Annotated in this window: 24 protein-coding genes; 4 read left to right on the top strand and 20 right to left on the bottom strand. The window is 35.8% G+C overall.

Going from position 1 to position 22457, the window contains the following annotated elements:
* Positions 1 to 6: 6 nt before the first annotated feature.
* Positions 7 to 609, bottom strand: a complete 603-nt coding sequence (gene grpE / locus HL41_RS01120) for a nucleotide exchange factor GrpE (RefSeq protein WP_038063399.1) — start codon at positions 607 to 609, stop codon at positions 7 to 9.
* 102 nt (positions 610 to 711) lie between these two features.
* Between grpE and nadC the strand changes: the two genes are divergently transcribed.
* The gene (gene nadC, locus HL41_RS01115) at positions 712 to 1557 is read left to right on the top strand and encodes a carboxylating nicotinate-nucleotide diphosphorylase (RefSeq protein ID WP_038063396.1); all 846 of its coding nucleotides are present in this window, start codon (positions 712 to 714) and stop codon (positions 1555 to 1557) included.
* 32 nt (positions 1558 to 1589) lie between these two features.
* Here nadC and HL41_RS01110 read toward each other — a convergent pair whose 3' ends face one another.
* Positions 1590 to 2552, bottom strand: a complete 963-nt coding sequence (locus tag HL41_RS01110; protein ID WP_038063393.1) for a manganese-dependent inorganic pyrophosphatase — start codon at positions 2550 to 2552, stop codon at positions 1590 to 1592.
* 186 nt (positions 2553 to 2738) lie between these two features.
* Between HL41_RS01110 and HL41_RS01105 the strand changes: the two genes are divergently transcribed.
* Genes HL41_RS01105 through HL41_RS01095 form a run of 3 tightly spaced genes read left to right on the top strand, consistent with a single transcriptional unit; the run spans position 2739 to position 4926 of the window.
* The gene (locus HL41_RS01105; RefSeq protein ID WP_038063390.1) at positions 2739 to 3251 is read left to right on the top strand and encodes a PilZ domain-containing protein; all 513 of its coding nucleotides are present in this window, start codon (positions 2739 to 2741) and stop codon (positions 3249 to 3251) included.
* On the top strand, positions 3252 to 4109 hold the full coding sequence (motA, locus tag HL41_RS01100; protein ID WP_038063387.1) for a flagellar motor stator protein MotA: 858 nt from the start codon (positions 3252 to 3254) through the stop codon (positions 4107 to 4109).
* A 10-nt stretch (positions 4110 to 4119) separates the two neighbouring features.
* Positions 4120 to 4926, top strand: coding sequence for an OmpA family protein (locus tag HL41_RS01095; RefSeq protein WP_051754409.1), 807 nt, complete (start codon positions 4120 to 4122; stop codon positions 4924 to 4926).
* On the opposite strand, the gene der is transcribed toward HL41_RS01095, so the two are convergent.
* The 18 genes from der to HL41_RS01005 form a co-directional block, all read right to left on the bottom strand.
* Positions 4915 to 6228, bottom strand: a complete 1314-nt coding sequence (gene der, locus HL41_RS01090) for a ribosome biogenesis GTPase Der (RefSeq protein ID WP_038063384.1) — start codon at positions 6226 to 6228, stop codon at positions 4915 to 4917. The two genes, HL41_RS01095 and der, sit on opposite strands and share 12 nt — an antisense overlap.
* 33 nt (positions 6229 to 6261) lie before the next feature.
* Positions 6262 to 6702, bottom strand: a complete 441-nt coding sequence (locus HL41_RS01085) for an archease (RefSeq protein WP_038063383.1) — start codon at positions 6700 to 6702, stop codon at positions 6262 to 6264.
* 17 nt (positions 6703 to 6719) lie between these two features.
* Positions 6720 to 9158, bottom strand: coding sequence for a DNA internalization-related competence protein ComEC/Rec2 (locus tag HL41_RS01080; protein WP_038063380.1), 2439 nt, complete (start codon positions 9156 to 9158; stop codon positions 6720 to 6722).
* Positions 9133 to 9840, bottom strand: coding sequence for a YggS family pyridoxal phosphate-dependent enzyme (locus HL41_RS01075; protein ID WP_038063377.1), 708 nt, complete (start codon positions 9838 to 9840; stop codon positions 9133 to 9135). Before HL41_RS01075 ends, HL41_RS01080 begins: the two co-directional genes overlap by 26 nt.
* Entirely contained in the window at positions 9828 to 10388 is a 561-nt protein-coding gene (locus HL41_RS01070) for a 5-formyltetrahydrofolate cyclo-ligase (protein WP_038063374.1), read from the bottom strand. The genes HL41_RS01075 and HL41_RS01070 overlap by 13 nt, the downstream gene beginning before the upstream one ends.
* Before the next feature lie 62 nt (positions 10389 to 10450).
* Positions 10451 to 10879 carry a F0F1 ATP synthase subunit epsilon gene (locus HL41_RS01065; RefSeq protein WP_038063371.1) on the bottom strand — a complete coding sequence of 143 codons (429 nt, stop codon included), beginning with the start codon at positions 10877 to 10879 and terminating at the stop codon, positions 10451 to 10453.
* A gap of 11 nt (positions 10880 to 10890) precedes the next feature.
* Positions 10891 to 12309, bottom strand: coding sequence for a F0F1 ATP synthase subunit beta (gene atpD, locus HL41_RS01060; RefSeq protein WP_038063368.1), 1419 nt, complete (start codon positions 12307 to 12309; stop codon positions 10891 to 10893).
* Between the two features lie 31 nt (positions 12310 to 12340).
* Positions 12341 to 13222: an ATP synthase F1 subunit gamma gene (gene atpG / locus HL41_RS01055; RefSeq protein ID WP_038063365.1), complete on the bottom strand. Its 882-nt coding sequence runs from the start codon at positions 13220 to 13222 to the stop codon at positions 12341 to 12343.
* 41 nt (positions 13223 to 13263) lie between these two features.
* Positions 13264 to 14808: a F0F1 ATP synthase subunit alpha gene (gene atpA, locus HL41_RS01050; protein ID WP_038063362.1), complete on the bottom strand. Its 1545-nt coding sequence runs from the start codon at positions 14806 to 14808 to the stop codon at positions 13264 to 13266.
* The gene (gene atpH, locus HL41_RS01045; protein ID WP_038063358.1) at positions 14808 to 15356 is read right to left on the bottom strand and encodes an ATP synthase F1 subunit delta; all 549 of its coding nucleotides are present in this window, start codon (positions 15354 to 15356) and stop codon (positions 14808 to 14810) included. The genes atpA and atpH overlap by 1 nt, the downstream gene beginning before the upstream one ends.
* Positions 15353 to 15949 carry a F0F1 ATP synthase subunit B gene (atpF, locus tag HL41_RS01040; RefSeq protein ID WP_038063356.1) on the bottom strand — a complete coding sequence of 199 codons (597 nt, stop codon included), beginning with the start codon at positions 15947 to 15949 and terminating at the stop codon, positions 15353 to 15355. Before atpF ends, atpH begins: the two co-directional genes overlap by 4 nt.
* Entirely contained in the window at positions 15946 to 16371 is a 426-nt protein-coding gene (locus HL41_RS01035) for an ATP synthase F0 subunit B (protein ID WP_038063353.1), read from the bottom strand. Before HL41_RS01035 ends, atpF begins: the two co-directional genes overlap by 4 nt.
* A 103-nt stretch (positions 16372 to 16474) precedes the next feature.
* Positions 16475 to 17566, bottom strand: coding sequence for an FtsW/RodA/SpoVE family cell cycle protein (locus HL41_RS01030; protein ID WP_038063351.1), 1092 nt, complete (start codon positions 17564 to 17566; stop codon positions 16475 to 16477).
* Positions 17547 to 19478 (bottom strand): penicillin-binding protein 2, encoded by a 1932-nt coding sequence (gene mrdA / locus HL41_RS01025; RefSeq protein WP_051754408.1) that lies wholly within the window; start codon positions 19476 to 19478, stop codon positions 17547 to 17549. The genes HL41_RS01030 and mrdA overlap by 20 nt, the downstream gene beginning before the upstream one ends.
* A 7-nt stretch (positions 19479 to 19485) precedes the next feature.
* On the bottom strand, positions 19486 to 19989 hold the full coding sequence (locus HL41_RS01020) for a hypothetical protein (protein WP_038063349.1): 504 nt from the start codon (positions 19987 to 19989) through the stop codon (positions 19486 to 19488).
* An 8-nt stretch (positions 19990 to 19997) separates the two neighbouring features.
* Complete coding sequence (mreC, locus tag HL41_RS01015) at positions 19998 to 20822, bottom strand: rod shape-determining protein MreC (protein ID WP_038063346.1); 825 nt, start codon at positions 20820 to 20822, stop codon at positions 19998 to 20000.
* A gap of 12 nt (positions 20823 to 20834) precedes the next feature.
* A complete protein-coding gene (gene thrC / locus HL41_RS01010; protein ID WP_038063344.1) occupies positions 20835 to 22226 on the bottom strand; it encodes a threonine synthase in 1392 nt (463 codons plus the stop codon).
* Between the two features lie 12 nt (positions 22227 to 22238).
* Positions 22239 to 22457 carry a hypothetical protein gene (locus HL41_RS01005; RefSeq protein ID WP_038063341.1) on the bottom strand — a complete coding sequence of 73 codons (219 nt, stop codon included), beginning with the start codon at positions 22455 to 22457 and terminating at the stop codon, positions 22239 to 22241.

Below are 22457 nucleotides of genomic sequence, written 5' to 3'. Positions count from 1 at the left end.
AATTTTTTATTCGTTTTCCACTATATTTTCTTCTTCTGTTTCTTCTGGTCTTTCTTCAGTAGTTTTTTGTTCTTCCTTTTTCCCCATACACACACAAACTAAAGCTGGTCTTATTAACCTATCATGTAAGGTATAACCTTTTTGATATACTTTGGTGATAGCTCCAGAAGGAACTTCCGGATGAACCTCTGTAGAAAGAGCTTCATGATAAAGAGGATGAAAAGGTTCTCCTACAGCTGGGACTACTTGCTTTAGCCCAAATTTTTCAAGGGTAGAAACTAAATATTTAAAAGTTAACTCAACCCCTTGTTTTAAAGCCTCTATATTTTGCGTGGTAGAAAAAGCCTCTAAGGCTCTTTCTAAATTATCTATAGCAGGTAAGATCTCTTTAAAAAAGTTTTCTAAGGCAAATTTATAATATTCTTCTTTTTCTCTTTTAAGACTTTTTTTAAGATTTTCTATTTCAGCTGCATATCTTAAAGCTAAATCCTTCCAGTATTTAATTTCTTCTTCCTCTTTAGTTTTAGTCTCTTCTTGTGTTTCAAGATTTTCTTTTAAATTTTGTTCTCTTTCTTCTAGACTTTGTTCCTTTTCTTTAATCTCTTCCATATAAGATCACCTCCAAAAATTAGCACACTTTACATCTTACCATTTTAAGTTATGATAAAAATTAAGACTTTTATTTAATTTTTCCAGAGGATTAAGCAAAAAATGCTTGAGAAATGGAAAATTAAAAATCTTTTAGCTAAAGCTTTTGAAGAGGATATTCCTTTTTATGATTTAACCACAGAATTGGTTATAAAAGAAAACCCTATAGTAAAAGCTTATTTTTTAGCCAAAGAACCTATGGTAGTATGTGGTACGTTGGTGGTAGAAGAAGGGTTTGCATTTATCGACCCAGAAATAAAAACCTTTTGGCACTACCAAGATGGTCAAGAAGTAGAACCTTATACTAAAATAGGAGTAGTAGAAGGAAGGGTAAAAAGTATACTAAAAGCAGAAAGGGTAGTTCTCAACCTTTTTCAACATCTTTCTGGGATTGCCACTTATACCCGAAAGATGGTAAAAAAACTTAGCCCATATAAAACAATTCTGCTTGATACGAGAAAAACCCTTCCTGGCTTAAAGGTTCTACAAAAATATGCGGTTAAGGTAGGAGGGGGAGAAAATCATCGTTTTTCTCTTTCTGATGGTATCCTCATAAAGGATAATCATATCAAAGTTTTAGGAGGAATAGAAAAAATACCTCAAGTACTTAAAACTTTACCTCATTACCTAAAAGTAGAAATAGAGGTAAAATCTTTAGAAGAGTTAGAGTTTTTACTGAAAGCCAAAGCACCTATAGATGTAGTTCTTTTAGATAACTTTACCCCAGAAAATGTCCAGAAAGCAAAAGATCTTATCAAGCAATACAACCCTAACCTTAAAATAGAGGTCTCGGGAGGAATTAATTTAGATAACATTGAGTATTTTGCCAAACTTGAGGTTGATTATCTCTCATCTGGGAGTTTAACCCATTCGGTTAGAGCGGTAGACATTAGCTTAAAAATAGAATAAGGGAGGGAAGACCCCCTCCCCTCGGTCTTATCTTAGAGGTTAGCAAAAGTTTTTTCTAAAGGTGGTACCACTTCTTTCTTTCTACTCATAACACCTGGTAACCACACGCTTTTTCCTTCTAATTTCTTCCCAAAAGTAATCTCAATGATCTTTGGTTCGTCTGTGATAACCATCAACTCAGTACCTTCCTTCATGATGTCTGTTAACATCAACACCACAGAATGATAAGCCCCTTCGACCTTAATCTTGTTAAGCTCATCATAGATTTCATCAAACCTATGTTCTATAGTCTTTAAATCAATCAACTCGATCTGTCCTACTCCCACTTTTTTACCACTCATGTTGTAGTCTTTGAAGTCTCTCATGATGATGTCTTTGGCAGACATTCCAGAGACATCAGAAAGTTTGGACTTTACTTCTACACCGAAGCTTACGATATCTTCTATCCCAGCGATCTTGGCTAAAGCTTCAGCTGCTTCTTTGTCAGCCTCGGTGGTGGTAGCAGACTTAAAAACAACAGTATCACTTAAAATGGCTGCAAGCATAAGACCAGCCATTTCTTTAGGAATTTCAACACCGGTTTTATCAAAAAGAAATTTCAAAACAGTAGCAGTACAACCTACCGGGAAGTTAACAAAAAATATTGGATTAGGGGTGGTTACATCTCCTATTTTGTGATGATCAACCACGGCTACTATTTCTGCCTTGTCTATGTTATCAACACTTTGAACCTTATCAGAGTGATCTATTAGAGCAATAGTCTTGCCTTCTCCATCCGTCATAATCTCAGGCACTGCTATCCCAAATTTTTCTAAGACAAACTTTGTTTCTGCATTAGGTTCTCCCTGAATGACAGGCACGGCTTCCTTTTCTACCTTCATGATTTTACAGCCTGCTTTTTTCCAAGCGTTTAAAAGATAAGCAAACACTATAGCAGAAGCCACAGAATCAGTATCAGGTTTTTTGTGCCCTACCACATAAATTTGATGATGCATAAGGTCACCTCCTAAAATTTTATTTTTGATTTTTAAATAAACTATTATACTAATTTTTCCGTCTTGTCAACCCTAAAAATTAACTATATAATTTCAAAATTAAAAAAATTTGGTCCCCAAAAGGGGGATTTTTAAAGTTTTTTGAAATCTTTCCGATTTATTTTATAAAATCTTTTCAGAGGATTTATGGGCAGAGAAGCCGTAAGAATAGATGTAGTAATTCCATTAGAAGTGACAAAGTTAGACCCCTCTGAGATAGAAAACAGAATAGCTCATGTGGTAGGAGATACTTCTGTTTTTTCCTACATTCCTGTTAAAGATACCATAGATGAAGCGTTAAATTCTTGGTTAAAGTTAATTAATGCAAAGCTTGATTATTTAATCAACCTTATGTCTCGAGAAAAAGAAGGATTTAACAAACTCCCTTATAAAAAAGTAAACTTAAGTGAAAAAGGTCTAAGATTTATTAGCCAAGAACCTTTTGAGATAAACGATTTTGTAGAAATAAAAACAGTATTAGACCTTTATCAGCCTGTAGGTTTTTATCTTTATGGCAAGGTAGTCAGATGTAAACCTGTAGAGGGTAAGTTTGAAGTCGCTGTGGAGTTTGTCAACCTAACCAAAGACATCAGAGAAAAGATAGGTTTTTTTATTCTACAAAAGGAAAGAGAAATCATCAGAGAGATGAGGGAAATCTAAATGCCTTCTATAGTAGGTTTTATTGTAGTTATAATATGTGTATTTGGTGGTTATGCCTTAGAACATGGTAACTTTTCAGTTCTTATACAACCGGTCGAATGGTTAATCATCTTTGGGGCAGCAGGAGGAGCCTTATTAGCAGCTTCAACCCAACCTGCTTTAAAAGGGGCTATCCAATATTCTATCAAAGCGCTTACTAAACCCCAAATTTATGGAAAACAAGATTTTATAGACCTACTACTTCTTTTAAACGATATTTTTAGAAAGATAAAAAAAGAAGGTTTAATCTCGATCGAGCAGGACATTGAAAACCCAGAGGCAAGTAAAATCTTTTCAAGCTATCCTAAGGTTCTTGCTAATCATCACGCCTTAGACTTTATTAGAAACACTTTTCGTTCTATTTTAACCACCAACATCACACATTTTGAGTTAGAAGCCCTTTTAGAAAATGAGATAGAAATCATCCACCATGAGAATTTAGAACCGGTACACCGTCTTGAAAAACTTGCAGACTCTATGCCAGGTTTAGGTTTGGTGGCTGCAGTTTTAGGTATAATCTTAACGATGGGAAAGATTGATGAGCCACCTGAAGTTTTGGGTCATCATCTTTCTATAGCGCTTGCAGGTACGTTTATCGGTATCTTAACCTGTTATGGATTTTTAACCCCTCTTGTCCAAAAATTGGAGTTTTTTTGCAATCAAGAAAAAGAATATCTTAACGTCATCAAAACCGCTATCGTTTATTTTATAGGAGGTGGAGCCCCTCAAATAGCGGTTGAATTTGCCAGGAGATCCATATCCCCTCATATAAGACCATCTTTTGAAGAACTTGAAAACCTTATGAAAGGTAAAAAATAACAAATAAACCATGACCACTCCTCCTATAATCATCAAAAAGGTTAAAAAAATAGTCGGAGGGCATCACGGAGGTTCCTGGAAGGTTGCCTATGCAGACTTTTTAGCAGGGATGATGACTTTTTTTCTTTTGATGTGGCTAGTAAGTATCATGGAACCAAAACAGAAGGCTCAGGTTGCAGCCTATTTTAGAAAGTTTAACATTTTTGAAAAGGCTGGTGTAAGTATGCTTATGGAGTATTACCGAAAAGGCACATTAAAAAGTGAATATAGTGGAATTATGCCTGAGGCCAAGTTTGACCTAAAAAAAGAAGAAGAAAAGATAAAAAAAATCGTAGAAACAAGACTAAAGTCTCTTAAAGAACATATCTTAATAGAAACTCAAGAGATTTCAGAAAAAGAAAAAATCATCCGTATAGAAATTGTAGAACTTACCAATCAACCTTTATTCCAGAGCGGTAGTGCTGAGTTAACTCCTACTGCTAAGGCTATCTTACAAACCTTAGCCCAGGAGTTAAAAGACATTTCTGGAACCATAACCATAGAAGGACATACAGACGCTGTCCCTTCAAGAAGAGGAAAATTAGGAAACTGGGAACTCTCTACTGCCAGAGCCCTTTCAGCCATGTTAGAGTTAGAAAAAAACGGAGTACCTCCAGAAAAAATAAAAGAAGTAGTAGGATATGCAGACAACTTCCCTTTAATAAAAGATAATCCCTCTGACCCAAGAAACAGAAGGATAAGCTTAGTCATACATTACCAACCACCTAAAGAAACCTCCCAAGTCCAACCTATCTCCTCTACCAACTCAACTCCTTAGCCTAAAAACCACTTTAATAGGAACTTTATCAAAGTTCAGATGTTTTTGAAAACTGTTTCTGATAAACTTTTCTATGCTTTTAGGCACCTCTTCTGGGTCAAAATTGATAAAAACTACAAAGGTAGGAGGCTTGATGTCTGTTTGAGTAGCATAATAAAATTTAAGCTTTTTCCCTTTTATCGAAAAATTATGATTCTCCTTTAGGTATTCCAAAAGTTTATTCACCTGAGCAGTGTTTACCCTTAAACTATATTGTTCCATTACCTCCTTTAAAACACTCCAAATTTCCTTTACTCTTCTTCCGGTTTTGGCTGAAATGGTAAGAATAGGAAGCCAAGGCATAAACCTTACTCCATATTTTATATTTTCTAAAACCAGATTTCCAGCCTCTCTCTTTTTATCAAAAAGGTCCCATTTATTTACTAAAAGGATACACGCTTTGTGATGCTTATATACCTGTCTTAACAAACGCTGGTCTTGGTTGGTTATTCCTTCCTCTGCAGTAATCATCATAAGTACCACATCTACTTTTTCGATAGTATGTAAAGCCTTATCTACAGCAAATTTTTCTACTCTCTCTTCTAATCTGGTTCTCCTTCTTATTCCTGGAGTGTCTATCAACAAAACACTTTCTCCAGTAGGTAAACTTAACCTTACATCTACACAATCTCTCGTAGTCCCAGGAATTTCAGATACAATTACCCTTTCATATCCTACCAAACGGTTGATAAGCGTACTTTTCCCTACATTTGGTCTTCCAAGAATCGCTATCTTTATTGGCTCTTCTTGAGGTATTTCTTCTATAGATCCTTCTAACTGCCTTTCTATTAAATTTTTTAATTCAGTAATATTTTTTTTGTTTTTAGCAGAAATAGAAATAATCTCTGGAAAACCTAAAGAATAAAATTCAAAAACCCTCTCTTGATCTTCCTTGGCTTCTACTTTGTTTATTACTAACAAAATCTTTTTATCTTTTTTTCTCAAATATTCCGCGATAACCTTGTCTCCTTCAGTCAATCCCTGTTTAGCATCCACAACAAAAAGAACTAAATCTGCTTCTTCCAAAGCCTGGTCTACCAACTTTTTGATAACTTCACTAAAAAACTCCTTCCCCCCCCATTCTATACCCCCTGTATCAATTAATTTTACTCCTTTTCCTTCTTTTAACTCAAGATATCCTTCTACCAAGTCTCGGGTAACACCAGGGGTTCGTTCAACTATAGCCTTTTTTTCCCCGATAAGAGTATTAAAAAGCGTAGATTTACCTACATTAGGTCTTCCTACAATAAGTATTTTAGCCATACATCATCCCTTTAACTAAATTTTTATCAAGATTCATACATCTACCACACATTGAGCTACCCAAAGATCACCATTTTTCTCTACCTTAGCTAAAGTAAAAGTAGCTCCTTTTACCTCAACCCCATACCCAAACTTTTCTGGAGAATATTTTTCTCCTAATAACGTCCCCTCTAACCTTACTCTCTGATCACTTTCCCATATTTTACCTTTAAATTCTTTAAAAAAGATATTTTCTAAAGCAAACAAACTTAACACTTTATTGATAAAAATCACCACCAGTTCCTCTAAAAAATCTGCCTCTACCTCTATCCCTACCCTTTGATCAGCTGCTACTTTATTAAAGTCTACTTCTTCTCCAATCAAGCTAAAAAGGGCCTTTATCAAATTAGAAAAAGCCTCTTCTAAGGTCTTTCCATAACCTCTTATCCCTATGTCTGCTCCATGTTCAAAAGTTTCGTAACTTTTAGATACCATAACCTTCTCCTGAAGTTTTAGTTTAATTCCCCATATCTATGATAACTAAAGGTTTTACAAGAATCATGACTTATATAGTACGGAATTAGAGGGAAAAACATCTTAACCTCAAAATTTGTTCTTCTTGTTTTTTCTAAACATAATATAAAATAATCATCTTTTGGAAAAACATAAAGAGTTCCTTCTTCCGCAGTAGAAAAATGAGGAATACCTTGTGTTTCAAGTAATAATTTAACTTCTGGGTGTGGATGATAAGGTCCTCTACCTGACGTTAAAACCACTTTAGGTTTTAGCCAACTTAAAACCTCCTGATTTATCCCCTTTTTTGAACCATGATGAGGAGAAATCAGCACCTCAGCTGGAAAAACCCTACCCTCTTCTTTTAACCTATAAAACCGCTCTACGTCTATATCGCCAGGGCAAAAAATGGTCAAACCTCCGTGTTCTAAAACTACAACCACACTTTCTCGGTTAAGATCTTCGTAAGATTCAGCTCCAGGGAAAAGAAAAACTTCTGTCTCTCCTATTTTTAAACTCTGAGGAGAAGAAATCTCTTCTAAAGGATAAAGTAGATTTACCTTTTCCCAGTCTTGTGAGTTAAACTTTCCAGTAACTTCTCTTTTTATCAAAAAATTTTTTTTCAGGGTGTTAAACCCTCCGCTGTGGTCAAGGTCAGGATGAGAGATTATTAACAGTTCTATTCTTGAAATCCCAAGTTTTCTTAAAGTAGGCTCTAAATAAAACTTCGTCCAATTAAACCCTTCACTCGCTGAAGAGTTAGTATCAAAATTGGGCCCTGTATCTATCATGATATGCTTATCTTTAGACTTAAAAACCATGGCATTTGCTCTTCCTACATCTAAAACAAGAAAGTAACTTGCTCTTTTGTACAGAATATCAACAACTATCACAAATAATGAAAAACTTAACAAACAAATCAGAGAAACCTTTTTAGAACCAAAATACCAGACAATACCTATAAAAATAATAAAGCTTAACCATAACCAACAAAAAAGGTTTAAAGGTAAGTTTATATTGAGATAGCCTTCCCAAAAAGGTAAGTAGTTATATAAACAAAAAATTTTTCCTATAAAATTACCTAAACCTAAGGCTATGTCTGGTAAAATAAAAGAAATAAAAGCTACTAAGATGCATCCAGGGATAAAAATAAAACTCCAAAAAACACCTGCTAATAGATTGTTAAAAACCGTCCATACAGGAAATTTTCCGTTTATGGCAAAGATAAAAGGCATAAGTAATATACTTACTACCACAGAAATCCAAGAAGAATAAATTATCCAGTTTAAAAACTGATGGTACCACCTATCAGAGAATAAGACTCTATTTAAAAAGTCAAAAAAATAAAACCTATAAAACCTATCACCTAAAATCAAGCCTAAAGTAGCCATAAAAGAAAGTAAAAACGAAAAGTTACCTATCAAGTAAGGTTGTAAAATAAGAAGAACTCCTACGGTAATAAATAGGATGATTAAACCTGAGGTTCTTCGAAAAAACAATCGAGAAAATACGTAAACAGAAAGAAATAAAAAAGCTCTATAGGCTGAAGGGCAAAAACCAGAAAAGACAAGAATAGAAAAGGCTGCTGGAAGGGCTGTTATATAAGCTAAATTTTGTAAAGGATATCCCCATTTTACCGCAGGAGTAAAACCAAGCAACCAAAAGCTAAAACAGTAAAATAACCAAAACATCACAGCTAAATTAAAACCTGAGATAGCTAAAAGATGGTAAAGTCCTTGATCTTTTAATCTTTCTTTAACTTCCTCTGGAAGGTTAGTTTCTACTCCTAAAACCAAAGCTTGAAAAAGACCTTTGGCCTCTTGGTCAAGTCTTTCTGAAAACTGAAAAAGTTTAAACCTTAAAGCCTCTACTTGAAAACCCTTAGGATCCCTACATACCCAACCTTTTTCTTTTATAAAAAATACTTCCTCTTTGTATCCCTTGGCTTTTAATCTTAATTCCTTCTGAAAAAAGAATGGAAGGGAATACTCCTGTATATTTTTAGGTTTGAACCAAAAAAGACACTCTTGACCAGGAATAAAATATAAACTATCGGTTTTAAACACAACCCTTCCTCTTTCTTTATCATAGGCTTCGACAAAATAACCTCCAAAATAGGGTTCCACCTTTTCTATACTTACATAACTTTTAAACTCTTTGCCTTCTTTTAAAGTTAAACGAGATTCCCAATAATTTTTGCTAAAAATTAACGAACCAATAAGAATAAAACTGAATAAGAGAAGATTAAACGACCTCTTTTCTTTAGACAAAAAACAACAAAAACCCAAAAAAAGCATCAAACCTAAAGAAGGTAGCCACCAGGGAATCCCTAAAAAACCTAAAAAAAGACCTAAAGAAAATCCTGATGCCAACAAGAAAAGCTTAGAATTCTTTTCAGGGAAAAAGGTTTTCTTAGGGGTTACGCTCTCTTTTACCAAAAAGAGCTTCTCCTATTCTAATGATAGTAGCTCCTTCTTCTACAGCTACGGTATAGTCATGACTGGTTCCCATAGAAAGCTCTCTAAATTCACTTCCTAAATAAGGTTTCAACCTTTCAAAAAGTTTTCTCATTTCTACAAAATAAGGCCTCACTTCTTCGGGATTTTCTTTATAAGGAGGTAAACACATAAGACCTATTATTTTAATTCTGTTAAAATTACTTATTTTTTCTAAAAAATCCTCTATCTCACCTTTGGTTATCCCTGCTTTGGTTGGTTCCTCCCCTATATTTATTTCTATAAGCACTGGGACTGATTTGTTTAATTTCTCAGCCTGTTTTTGTATTTCTTTAGCCAAGTCATAACGATCTAAGGTCTGTAAAACCGAAAAAAGGTTTAAAGCTTTTTTTACTTTGTTAGTTTGAAGCCTTCCTATAAAATGCCATTCTATATTTAAGAAAGAAAGTTCTTTGATCTTTTTCTCCCCTTCCTGTACATAGTTTTCTCCAAAAAGTTTTATACCAAGTTCATAAGCAATCTTTATTTTCTCTGGACTTTGACCTTTAGAGGCACCTAGAACTCGAATTGAATCCATTGACCTACCAGCTTTTAAGCAAGCTTTTTGTAGGTTGTCTAGCAAAATTGCATAATTTCTCTTTAAAACCTCTTTTAAGGACTGCATACCAAAACCCCCTTTTCAGTAACCAAAAAATCTACCTTACAATCATGAGGTTCTAAAGGAAGTTTGTTGAAAACTTGAAAGGAAAAAGCAACCCCTATTTTTTTACCTTTTACTTGAAACAAAACCCGGTCATAAAAACCTCCTCCATAACCTATCCTACCTCCTTTCAAATCAAAGGCTAAACCAGGAACAAAGATCAATTCTATCTCTTCCCATTCTATTTTAGGATGTTCAACCGGTGGTTCTAACAAACCAAAGGGTCCTGGTCTTAAATCAGAAAAACTGTAAACTTGATGAAAGGTTAGTTTTTTTTGTTGAACCCAGGTTTTAGGTAAATAGACCTTTTTTTCTAAAAAACCTTTTCCTATCAAATAAAGAAGAGACACTTCACCGTCTTTTGGATAGTAGTAAACAATTTTTTGAGTTTTTTGATAAAAAGATAATTTTTCTATGTGTTTGCAAATAATAAGACTTAACCTTTGTAAACATTCTCTAGTATAAGACTTTCTAAGAGAGCGAATTAATTCACGAAATGTTGACTTTTGCAATTTTTAAAAATTGAGGCCCCTACCGTTTTCAGGGGCCTCAATTGATAGAGTTGTCTAAATTTTTATCGAGGAACGCCTGTTTTTCCTTTTTCTGCTACCAAAAGTCTGGTCAAAGCTCTTTGAAGAGCAGCTCTTGCCCTGGCATAATCAATTTTCTCCGCCTGAGCCATATATTGTTGAATCCTTTTTTCTGCTCTTTCTTTAGCTCTTAACGCCCTTTCTACGTCTATTTCGTAAGCTCTTTCGGCTGATTCTACTAAAAAGGTTATCTTGTTATTAAATACCTCACAAAAACCTCCGCTTATAGCCACCCATTCTTCTCTATCTCCTACACGATAACGAAGAGGACCTATCTTCACCGCCGCTATCATAGGGGCATGGTTAGCTAAAACTCCAAACTCTCCAACTACCCCTGGAGCGGTAACAATGTCTACTTCTTCGCTTACCACCACTCTATCTGGGGTTATTATTTCAAGTAAAATCTTAGCCATTTATCCCTCCGTTAACCCTCCAGTAACTTCTTAGCTTTTTCTACTGCTTCTTCTATAGTTCCAACCATATAAAAAGCTTGTTCTGGAAGGTCGTCATGTTTTCCTTCTAATATCTCTTTAAAACCTTTGATGGTATCTTCAAGTTTTACATATCTTCCAGGAGTACCTGTAAACTGTTCTGCCACGTGGAAAGGCTGAGAAAGAAACCTTTGTATTTTTCTAGCACGAGCAACGATGATTTTATCTTCTTCAGAAAGTTCTTCAACGCCAAGGATGGCTATGATGTCTTGAAGGTCTTTATATCTCTGTAAGACCTGTTGTACTTGACGAGCAACCATATAGTGTTCCCAACCTAAAACATTAGGATCAAGAATACGAGACTGAGAATCTAATGGGTCCACCGCAGGATAGATACCAAGCTCTGCAATTTGTCTGGACAAAACCACCGTACCATCAAGATGAGCGAAGGTAGTAGCTGGTGCTGGGTCTGTCAAGTCGTCTGCTGGCACGTAAACACACTGCACAGAGGTAATAGAACCTTTACTGGTAGAGGTAATCCTCTCTTGTAAAGCTCCCAAGTCTGTAGCCAAAGTAGGTTGATAACCCACTGCAGAAGGAATTCTTCCAAGAATAGCAGAAACCTCAGAACCTGCTTGGGTAAAACGGAAGATGTTATCGATAAACAAAAGCACGTCCTGTCCTTCTTCATCTCTAAAATATTCAGCTACAGTAACCCCTGTAAGACCTACTCTCGCACGTGCTCCAGGAGGCTCGTTCATCTGACCATAAACCAATGCAGCTTTATCGATAACTCCAGAATGTTTCATCTCTAAATAAAGGTCGTTACCTTCACGGGTCCTTTCTCCAACACCACAGAAAACAGAAATACCACCGTGTTCCATAGCGATGTTATGGATCATTTCCATCATGACGACTGTCTTGCCCACACCTGCTCCACCAAATGTACCCATCTTTCCACCACGAGGGAAAGGAATGAGAAGGTCAAACACTTTAATACCTGTTTCCAAAACCTTGATGGTAACGTCTTGTTCTGTAAGAGCTGGAGCTGGTCTGTGAATAGGATAATATTTATCAGAAATAATCGGACCTGCTTCATCCACAGGATCACCTACTACATTCATAATCCTTCCAAGAGTTGCCTTACCTACAGGCACTTTAATAGGCTCTCCGGTTGCCCAAACTTCTTGTCCTCTTCTCAGCCCGTCGGTAGTATCCATAGCAATACAACGAACAACATTATCTCCTAACTGTTGAGCTACTTCTAAAACTAAGTTCCACTCTCTATCATCTATAGCTGGGTTGGTCACCCTTAATGCATCAAGCAGTTTAGGAACCTGTCCCGGAGGGAACTCAACGTCTACAACCGGACCCATAACCTGAACTATCTTTCCTATTACTTTTTCAGCCATACTTTAACCCCCTAAAAGCTTTTAATATTTGTTAACCTTTTTTGATAGCTTCAGCACCACCAACTATGTCCATCAACTCTTTAGTAATAGAAGCTTGTCTGGTTTTGTTGAAAAGCAAGGTTAATTGCCTTACCATATCCCCACAAGCCCTGTTAGCATTGTCCATAGCTGTCATACGAGCTGCTTGTTCACTGACTGCCGTCTCAAGCATAGCCGCAAAAACTACCGTGTTTACATAAAGAGGCAAAATCTCGGGCAAAAGTTCTTCTTCTTCTGGTTCATAAATATAAGAATAGCTAACCTTAGGCTTTTCTTCAGCTTCTTTTGGTTCAAAACTTAAAGGTAAAAGCTTTTCTACTTTAGGAATTTGTTTTATAAGGTTCACAAAGTAACCATATACAACATAAACTTCGTCCCACTCACCATTTAAAAATGCTCTCATAGCCGAACGAGCTATCTTTCTTGCATCTTGAATAAGCACTTTACCCATCACATCTGTATAAGCTTCTTTGATAGGTGCCCTTTTGGCAAAATAATTTGCACCTTTCTTACCTACACAGATTAACTCTACTTCTTTACCTTCTTTTTTAAATTTGGCTAACATCTTTTCAGTTTCTTTTATCAACATAGAGTTAAACGCACCACAAAGCCCTCTATCGGCAGTAACTAAAATAATACCAACCTTTTTTACCTCTCTTACCTGAAGCAGTTCTATTTTCTGGGGGTTAATACCACCAGAGCTTATAAGGTTAGTTATTACTTCTTCAAATTTGTTTTTATAGGGACGAAAACCCTCAAGTCTTCTTTGGATAGAACGAAGCTTAGCAGAAGCCACCATGTTCATAGCTTTGGTGATCTGCCCTATCTTCTTTACCGCATCTATCTTCTTTCTTATATCCCTTAAGTTAGGCATATTTACCCCCTTTATCTATCAACCAGCTAAACCCTCCATCCTTATGGAATAGGAACAGGCTCGATGTTGTTGTTTTTCTTAAACAATTCATTAAACTCTTTAAAAACTTGCATCATCTTTTGTTCTAACTCTGGAGAGATCTCTTTTTTCTCTCTTATTTCTTTATAAATTTCTGGGTATTTACTTTCAATAAACTCATACAGCTCTTTTTCGTACTGTCCTAAAACATCTAAAGGCATTTCATCTAAAAATCCCCTCGTTCCAGCAAAAAGAATGCATACCTGTTTTTCTACTGGAAGAGGTTGATATTGAGGTTGTTTAAGAATCTCTACCAACCGGGCACCTCTGTGAAGAATCCTTTGAGTAGCCTTATCAAGCTCTGAACCAAACTGAGCAAAAGCCGCCAACTCTCTATACTGAGCAAGCTCAAGTCTTAGCCTTCCTGCAACTTGTTTCATAGCCTTAATTTGAGCAGCACCACCTACTCGAGAAACCGAAAGACCTACGTTAATGGCCGGACGAATACCAGCAAAGAACAAACCAGGTTCTAAATAGATTTGTCCGTCAGTAATAGAAATAACATTGGTAGGAATATAGGCAGAAACGTCTCCTTGCAAGGTTTCGATAATAGGTAAGGCTGTTAAAGAACCTGCACCATAGTTCTCATTCAGTTTAGCAGCTCTTTCTAAGAGTCTGGAATGGTTATAAAAGATGTCACCAGGATAAGCCTCACGTCCAGGTGGTCTTCTTAAAAGGAGTGAGACCTCACGATAAGCATTAGCCTGCTTAGAAAGGTCATCATATATGATTAAAGCATGTCTACCTGTATCTCTGAAGTATTCACCGATGGCACAACCAGCATAAGGAGCAATGTATTGTAAAGTAGCTGGATCAGAAGCAGAAGCTACCACCACGGTGGTGTATTCCATAGCCCCATATCTACGTAAGATTTCTATAATCTGAGCTATGTTGGATTTTTTCTGTCCTATAGCCACATATATACAATAAATATCCGAATCTTTTTGAGCTAAAATAGCATCTATAGCAATCGCCGTTTTTCCTGTTTGTCTGTCACCGATGATAAGCTCTCTCTGTCCCCTTCCAACAGGGGTCATAGCATCAATAGCTTTGATACCGGTATACATGGGTTCATGCACTGGTTTCCTCTTGATGATACCTGGAGCTTTAACCTCTATCCTTCTAAATTCTTTGGCTTGTATAGGACCCTTTCCATCAAGTGGTCTTCCTAAGGGGTCTATCACCCTTCCGATAACCGCCTCCCCAACCGGAACCTCTGCAATTCTGCCCGTTCTTTTTACAGTCTGTCCTTCCTTAATCTTAGTAGCATCACCCATAATAGGAATACCAACGTTGTCAAACTCTAAGTTAAGAGCAATTCCCATTTCCCCTGCTTCTACAAACTCAATAAGCTCCATAGCCTGACAATTTCTTAAACCAAAGACACGAGCAACACCGTCACCCACCGAAATAACTACACCCATCTCGTTTAAGTCTATCTTTTTCTCGTACTCCTCAATTCTTTTTTTAATTAAATCACTAATCTCCTCCACCCTTATCCCCTGCATCACAGCACCTCTCCTTTTATGATTTCTTTAAATTTTTCCAACTGAGTTTTAATGGTGCTATCTAAAACCAAATCTCCTACCTTTACCTTAACCCCACCTATAATACTTTCATCCAGCTTAGGCTCTAAAACCACTTCTTTTTTCAGGAAATCCTTCAAAACTTCCTGCAATTCCTTAACCTCTTCTTCAGTTAAAGGATATGCAGTATAAACTTCCCCTCTCGCTATACCAAGTTCTTCATCTAACAACTCTTGATAAAGAGCAAAGATCTCTCTTATCAACTGGATCCTTCTTTTTTCAACCAACAACCTCAAAAACCTTTCCACCTCAGGCTCAACCTGAAGCGCCTTTAAAAGCTCCTCTACCACCTCCATCTTTAAATCAGGAGGGTAGATAGGGCTTTGTAAAGCTTGTAAAACTTCAGGCATGGACTCGAGCAACTCTTTAATCTTTCCGAGTTGCTCGCCAAACTCCTTGGTTTTACCTAACTCTTTTGCTGCAGCAAAAAAACCTTTAGCATACTTTAAGGCTATAACTAGTCCTTTCAATGAACCACCCTCCCTCTGATTTCGTTTATAAATTCTTTATAAATCTTTTTCTGGTCTTCTTCGGTTATGCTTTTTCTTAAAAGATCTTCAGCTAACTTAACAGCAGCCTCGGCTACCTCTTCTCTTAACATGTTTTTAGCCTTTTCTATCTCTTGTTGAATATAAAGCTCTGTCTGCTGCTTAATCCTTTCAGCCTGAAGATTGGCCTCCTCTATGATTCTTTCCTTTTCTTTAAGACCCTGGGCTACATAATTTTCATAGATAGCTTGCGCTTCTTTTTCAAGATTTTTAACCTTTTCTTGTAATTCTAAATATTTAGCCTCAGCTTCCCTTTTCTTTTCCAAAAGCTCATTATACTGACGCAATATATTCTCTTGTCTAGACTTAAACATATTCACTACAGGCTTTCTAGCAAACTTATAAAGAATGACTACCAAAGCTATAAAATTCAAGGTAAACCAAAAAAGATTTTTTAACTGGGTAGGAGTTACACCATGAGAACCACCTTCTCCTCCCCCAGCCGCCCAAACCAACTCAACTCCAGCTAACAAAAGGATCAACAAAAAACTAACTATCTCTTTCATCCTTATCATACCTTCCTCCCTAAAACTCTTTCAACAATCAAACTTGCAAACATCTCAATACGGCCTTGCAAATCTTTTCTAATAGCCTCAAGTTGATTGGTAAATTCTTGAGACCATCTAGCTTTATATTCTTCTACTTCTTTCAACACCTTAGAAAGAAGCTCCTTTTCGATTTTACGAGCTTCTTCTTTTAAAAGTTCTCTTTTCTGAGCTCCCTCTGCCCTGGCTTTAGCAAGTTCTTCTTCATATTTTTTAATAATCTCGGAAGCTGAATTTAAAAGCGCTTGTGTCTCCTTTTCCAGGCTTGCAAAATGTTGTTCTCTCTGTTGCATAGCATTCATCACAGGTTTAATCAAAATGTAATACAAAATAAAGGTCATAATCAAAGCTTCAACAATTTGAACAAAAAGAGTAAAATCAATGTTTATCATCTTTCGTCCACTCCTTTACCTAAACTTTTTTAATCATCTTAAAGCTACATTTGTATTATAAATTTTCAAAAAGTCAAGTTTTAAAACATTACAAAAAATAAAATTATTTAAAGAAATACTTTTTTATTGCCACGTTAAATAGCAAATACAGTAAAATATAGACCGAAACCGTGATAGAACCGCCGTAACTTAAAAAAGGTAAAGGAATACTAGTCATGGGTAATAAACCTGAACAACCACCTAAGTTAAAAAACAATTGCCATAAAAAAATTAAACTTACCCCTAAGCTTAAATATTTACCAAACCAGTCTTTGGTAGTTTGAGAAACACAGATTCCGAAATAAATCAAATAACCATAAAGCACTAAAAAAACTGAAACCCCTAATAAACCCCAAGTTTCTGCCCAAACAGCAAAGGCTAAGTCGGTATGCTTAGCAGGTAAATATCCTAAACGGGTAGACCAACCTTTATAAAATTTTTGTCCTGTCAGACCACCAGAACCTATAGCTATAAGAGACTGGTTTAACTGATATCCCCATGTTTTAGCATACTTTTCAGGTTCAAGATATCCATAAATTCTCCCTTTTTGGTGAGGCTTTAATTTTTGCCATGCTATAGGAACAAACAAAAAAGAAAATAAAAGAACACCACTCAAAAGCAGTATAAAAATTCTTTTAGGTATTCCAATAAAAAGTAACCAAGAAAAAAACATCACTCCCATGATAAACGCATAGTCAAGATCAGTCGGCATGATTAAAATAAGGGGCAAAGCAATCAACCCAAATATCTTAAGTAGTTTTTTGGGGGGGATTACTTCAGAAGGTTCTCTACTTAAATATAGACTTATCAACCACAACAAAATAAACTTAACAAACTCTGAAGGTTGTAAGGACAAAAATCCTAAATTTAACCAACGCTTATGGAATATTAACATGACAAACAAAACTAAGTTTAAAAACCAATAAGCATACCAAAGTGTTTTGAAAGACACCTTTTTATAATCTGTAAAGAAAAGCAAAAAGAAAAAGATAGAAAGGCCTAGAACATGCCACAATAAATTTTTTATAAAAAAGGCTACATTTTCAGCAAGAAAAAACTGATGGATATTCCCTAGAACAAATAATGATAAAACCACTAAAAAACCCTTTAAATTTCTTTTTATGGCCTCTTTATAATTATCTTTTTTCACCTGCATTTTCTTCCTCTAAAGGATTAACTATTTCTCCGGTAAAATTTTCTCCAACTTCTGGTATCTCCTCTCTCTCTTCTTCTAAAGCTTGGTTAGGAGGTGTAGAAATTTTAAAAAATACCTTGTAAAGTTCTCTTGCAAGAGGTGCAGCAACTCCTCCTCCACTACCTCCATGTTCTACAAAAATTGTGCTAACTATCTCTGGAGTTCCCTTTCCTGCATAACTTACAAACCAGGCGTGATGTTCAAGATGTTTTGTCTTAGCAGACAAAGAAACAACCTGAGCAGTACCAGTTTTACCAGCTACCATTATACCTGGCACCGCAGCTGACTTAGCAGTCCCAGACCGGACCACCTCTATTAGACCTTGTCTTATCCATTCTAAGTGTTGAGGGGTCATTTCTATCTTTTTTTCTAAAACTGGTTGAAATTCTATTTTAGTCCCATCCACTTTTTGGATGGTTTTTACTATATAAGGTCGGTATAGATATCCACCGTTGGCTATGACCATATAAAGCTTAGCTAATTGTAACGGAGAAGTTAAAATGTATCCCTGTCCTATTGAAAGAACTACAGTCTCTCCTGGAAACCAATCTTGTTTTAGTCTTTTCCTTTTCCAGGCCCTATCAGGTACAAGTCCAGCGTCTTCCTCTGGCCAACCTAAGGCTTTTTGCCCTAAACCAAATTCTTTAGACACACTGGCTATATCGTCTACATCAAGTTTAGTTCCTAAGGTATAAAAATAGACATCGCAGGAAACCGCTATAGCCTTTATCAACCCTACGGTTCCGTGTCCTCGATGTTCCCAACACTTAAAAGTCCTGGTACCAAAATTAAAATATCCTGGACAAAAAACAGATTGACTGGGGTTGGTTATCACCCCTTTTCTGAGTGCAGTTAAAGCAGTGATAACCTTATAGGTTGAACCTGGAGGATAAGCCCTTAGAGCTTTATTTAAAAAAGGGCTTTCTTTAGCAGATGAGATAGCTTGCCATTCTTCCTTAGTAAATCCTATAATAAACTTCTGAGGGTCAACAGAGGGAGCACTAACCATCGCCAAAATACCTCCGTCAAAAGGAGAAAGAGCTACGATGGCCCCTCGTTTACCTTTAAGCAATTCATAGGCTGTGAGCTGAAGATTATGGTTTATGGTTAAAATAAGGTCGTTTCCAGCTATAGGTTCGGTACGGGCAATCACTCTTCCTAACCTACCATAGGCATCTCTTTCGATTTCAACATATCCATTTTTACCCTTAAGTTCCTCCTCAAAAACCTTTTCTAACCCCTGCCTTCCTATCAAATCCTCTACAGAATATCCTTTATCTTTAAGTTTAAGATACTCCTCTCGGTTAATCTTAGAAACATAACCTATTAGATGAAAATAAGCTTCTCCATAGGGATAATACCGCTCTGACTCTACTTCTATACTTACCCCAGGTAAATAGTAAAGCCTTACCATAATTTTAGCCACTTCATCCCATTGTAAATCAGACTTTAAAAGCACTCGGCTTATTGAAGTTTTTTTTAAAAGGTAAAATCGCTCTTTTAGACTTCCAAAATCTTCTTTTAAAAGTTTACTTAATTTATATAATACTTCATCCTCTTTATCTTTAATACCCTCTACATCTATGTATAGATTAAAAACCGCTTTATTTGTAGCTACTACTACCCCATCTGTGGTGATGATGTTACCTCGCGGAGCTTTAATAGTATAGGTTACTACCGAACGAGACTTAGCTTTTTTAACATAGTATGAATGTTTTATAACCTGTAAGTAAAAAAACCTACTCCAAAGAACCGCTAAGATAAAAAATAACAAAACTTTTGCCCAAAGAACCCTTTTTTCCCAAAAATCAGATTTTAAAATTTTTTGCTTAACTTTACTTAAGTCTTGAATTACAAAGGTTCTGTTCTTCATCCACCTATTATTCATTTTTTCTAATCAACAGATCTTTAAGAAAAGATTCAAGCCCTAAAGTCCATCCCAAGGTAACCACAAAAAAGTGAAACAACTTTTGAATCTGATGAGCCCAAAAACTGAAAGCAAAGGTAAAAGGTACGGTCCAAAGAAGAAATAAAAACAGCTTAATGATAAAAAAAACTAACAGGTTAATACCCCAAAAAAACAGCTTATTTCTAATATTGTTTAAGTTTAAATATCCTTTAAACCAATCAAAAACTAATCCCATAAGAAAAAAAACCGCTACGTTCAAAATCTCTTGGTTGGTTTCTATCCCACTTATAAAGCCTAAAATTAAAAGGTACACCCATAAGCAAACATTAACGTTTCTATAGCTTAAAAAAATTAGGGCTATACTCAAAAAAGGATTACCTACAGGAGTCAAGAAAAAAGATTGTAAAAAACCTTTTAAAAAAAATACCACAAAAACTAAAGGGATCCCTATAAAAAAAAATTCTATAAGATTCATCTCAAACTTTAAAAACTTATCTCAGGAATTTTAGCCAGTACAAAAACCATATCAACACGATAAAGGTCTACCAAAGAAGCTATTTCAGCCATTTTAAAAACACTTTGAGCAGGGTCTCGATATACATTAACTATCTGTCCTACCAAAAGGTCTGGAGGGAAAAGACCGTCCTGTCCTGAAGTAATAACCTCATCTCCTGCCTGTACCTGGGCATCTGAAGGTAGATAATATACAAAAGGATGAGATTCTGCCCTTCCTCTTAAAATACCGCGGTCTCCGGTCCTTAAAACCTTAACATCTGCGGCAAAAGAAGGATGGTTTATCAAAATAACCTTACTCCAATGGTTATACACCTCAACCACCTGCCCTATCAAAGCCACTGCCTCACCACCTGCAATAGCCAACACAGGCATCTGAGGCATCACCCCATCCTTACTCCCTTTGTCTATAAAAATAAGGTCAAAAAAGTAGTCGAAAGGTTTATAAATAACCCGTGCGGCTATTTTAGGATAGTTAAGCTTAGAGGAAATTTTATAAAATTTTTCTAACTCTAAGTAAACCCTTTCTCTTTCTTGATATTGAGCCAATTGAGCTTTTAAAAGTAAGATTTCTTCTTTAAGTTTTTCATTTTCTTTTTTTAAGTTTACCAAAAATAGATAATTTTCTAAAAAACCCCTGCTTTTTTCTCCAGAATAGGTAGCACCTTTCCAAAAAGGAGAAAGAAAAAAACCTAAAAACTCATTAAAAAAATATGTCTTTTTTACTGCATACCAACTAAGAAATAAACTCAACAAACCTAAAACAATAGACAGTTTAAGCTTATTTATCTTCATTGTGTATAGGTTTTAAACAGCCTTTGTCTCAATAAATTCCTTTACTTTACTTATTGAAGCAGGTAATACCTCATATTTTTGAGGAAGTTGATAAAGCTTTTTAATTTCAAGAGGAAGGTCTAACTCAAAACCTAAGGCCTTGCTTACTGTTTCAGGAAATTTGGCAGGATGGGCGGTAGCCAAGCAAACTATAGGTATATCCTCTTTAAAACGTTTAGCTGCTTTTACCCCTACAGCAGTATGTGGGTCTAAAATATACCCGGTTTCTTGATAAAAAGTCTTAATCGTACTAAGGATTTCCTCTTCTGTAGCCCGGTCAGACATAAAATCTTGTTGAATTCTTTCTATCATTTCTTGATCAAACCTTAAAGCCTTTTCAGAAGCAAACCTCTCCATAGCCTGTTTAGTTTTTTCAGGATCCTCTCCTAAAAGGTAGTAAAGGTAGCGTTCAAAATTACTCGCTACCTGAATATCCATAGAAGGGCTAATAGTAGGTTTTACCGTGCCTAAGGAATAATCCCCAAAATTTACAAACCTATATAAAATATCATTCTCATTGGTAGCCAGGATTAGCTTAGGAATTCTTTCGTTACCTAACATTCTTCTTACTAAATAACCAGCAAAAATATCCCCAAAGTTTCCTGTAGGTACAGAGAAAATTATCTTTTCTACCCCTTCTTTTTCACAAACCCTAAAATAAGCCCAAAAGTAATAAACCATCTGAGCCATAACCCTGGCCCAGTTGATGGAGTTAATCGCCGTAAGTCTGTATTTTCTTTTAAATTCAAGGTCCATAAAAATTTTTTTCACTATTGCCTGACAGTCATCAAAGGTACCTTCTATTGCCAAGTTAAAAACATTTTCATCAGTCACAGTATTCATCATTAAAGCCTGAACTTCAGAAACTCTTTTATAAGGATAGAGGATAAAAATAGCGATGTTTTTCTTACCCCTCACCCCATATATAGCTGCAGACCCGGTATCTCCTGAAGTAGCACCTAAAATATTTATCTTTTTTCCTGTTTCTAACAAAAGCTTTTCAAAAAGATTTCCTAAAAACTGCAACGCTACATCTTTAAAGGCCCAGGTAGGTCCATGGAAAAGTTCTAAGATATAAAAGTCTCCTGCTTTTACTACTGGAGTAACCTCTTTAGTCCTGAAAGTTTGATAAGATCTATCGATGATTTCTTTTAGTTCTTCTTCTGGCATATCGTCTATAAAGTACCTAAACACATTTAAAGCAAGTTCTTGGTAAGAAAGAGAACTTAAATGTTTTATCTCTTCAGGAGATAGTGTGGGGACTTTCTCTGGGATGATCAAACCACCATCAGGAGCCAATCCCTCAAACACGGTCTGCTTAAAAGAAAGTTTTTCCATTCCTCCTCTTGTGCTTATATATTTCATCTTCTGCTCCTTTTAATATCCTTTAGTTTTTAAAATCTCTAACCGATTTTTCATCCTATCTATAAACTGTCTGATTTCAGCCTTAAACTCAGCTAAACTTTGATGGTTTTTCTGATAAACCTTTAAAAGTTCGTTAAGCCAGTATTCTATCGTCTCTATCTCTTTTAAGGCAAGTTCTTTCTGAACCTTTTGCTTCAGTTTATTTAGAATCTTAGGGTCTAAACCCTCCAT

It is taken from the genome of Thermodesulfobacterium commune DSM 2178, assembly GCF_000734015.1.
In the GTDB taxonomy this organism is placed as follows: Bacteria; Desulfobacterota; Thermodesulfobacteria; order Thermodesulfobacteriales; family Thermodesulfobacteriaceae; genus Thermodesulfobacterium; species Thermodesulfobacterium commune.
The sequence above is the reverse complement of the archived record's forward strand: the minus strand, read 5'-3'. Positions and strand labels throughout refer to the sequence as shown.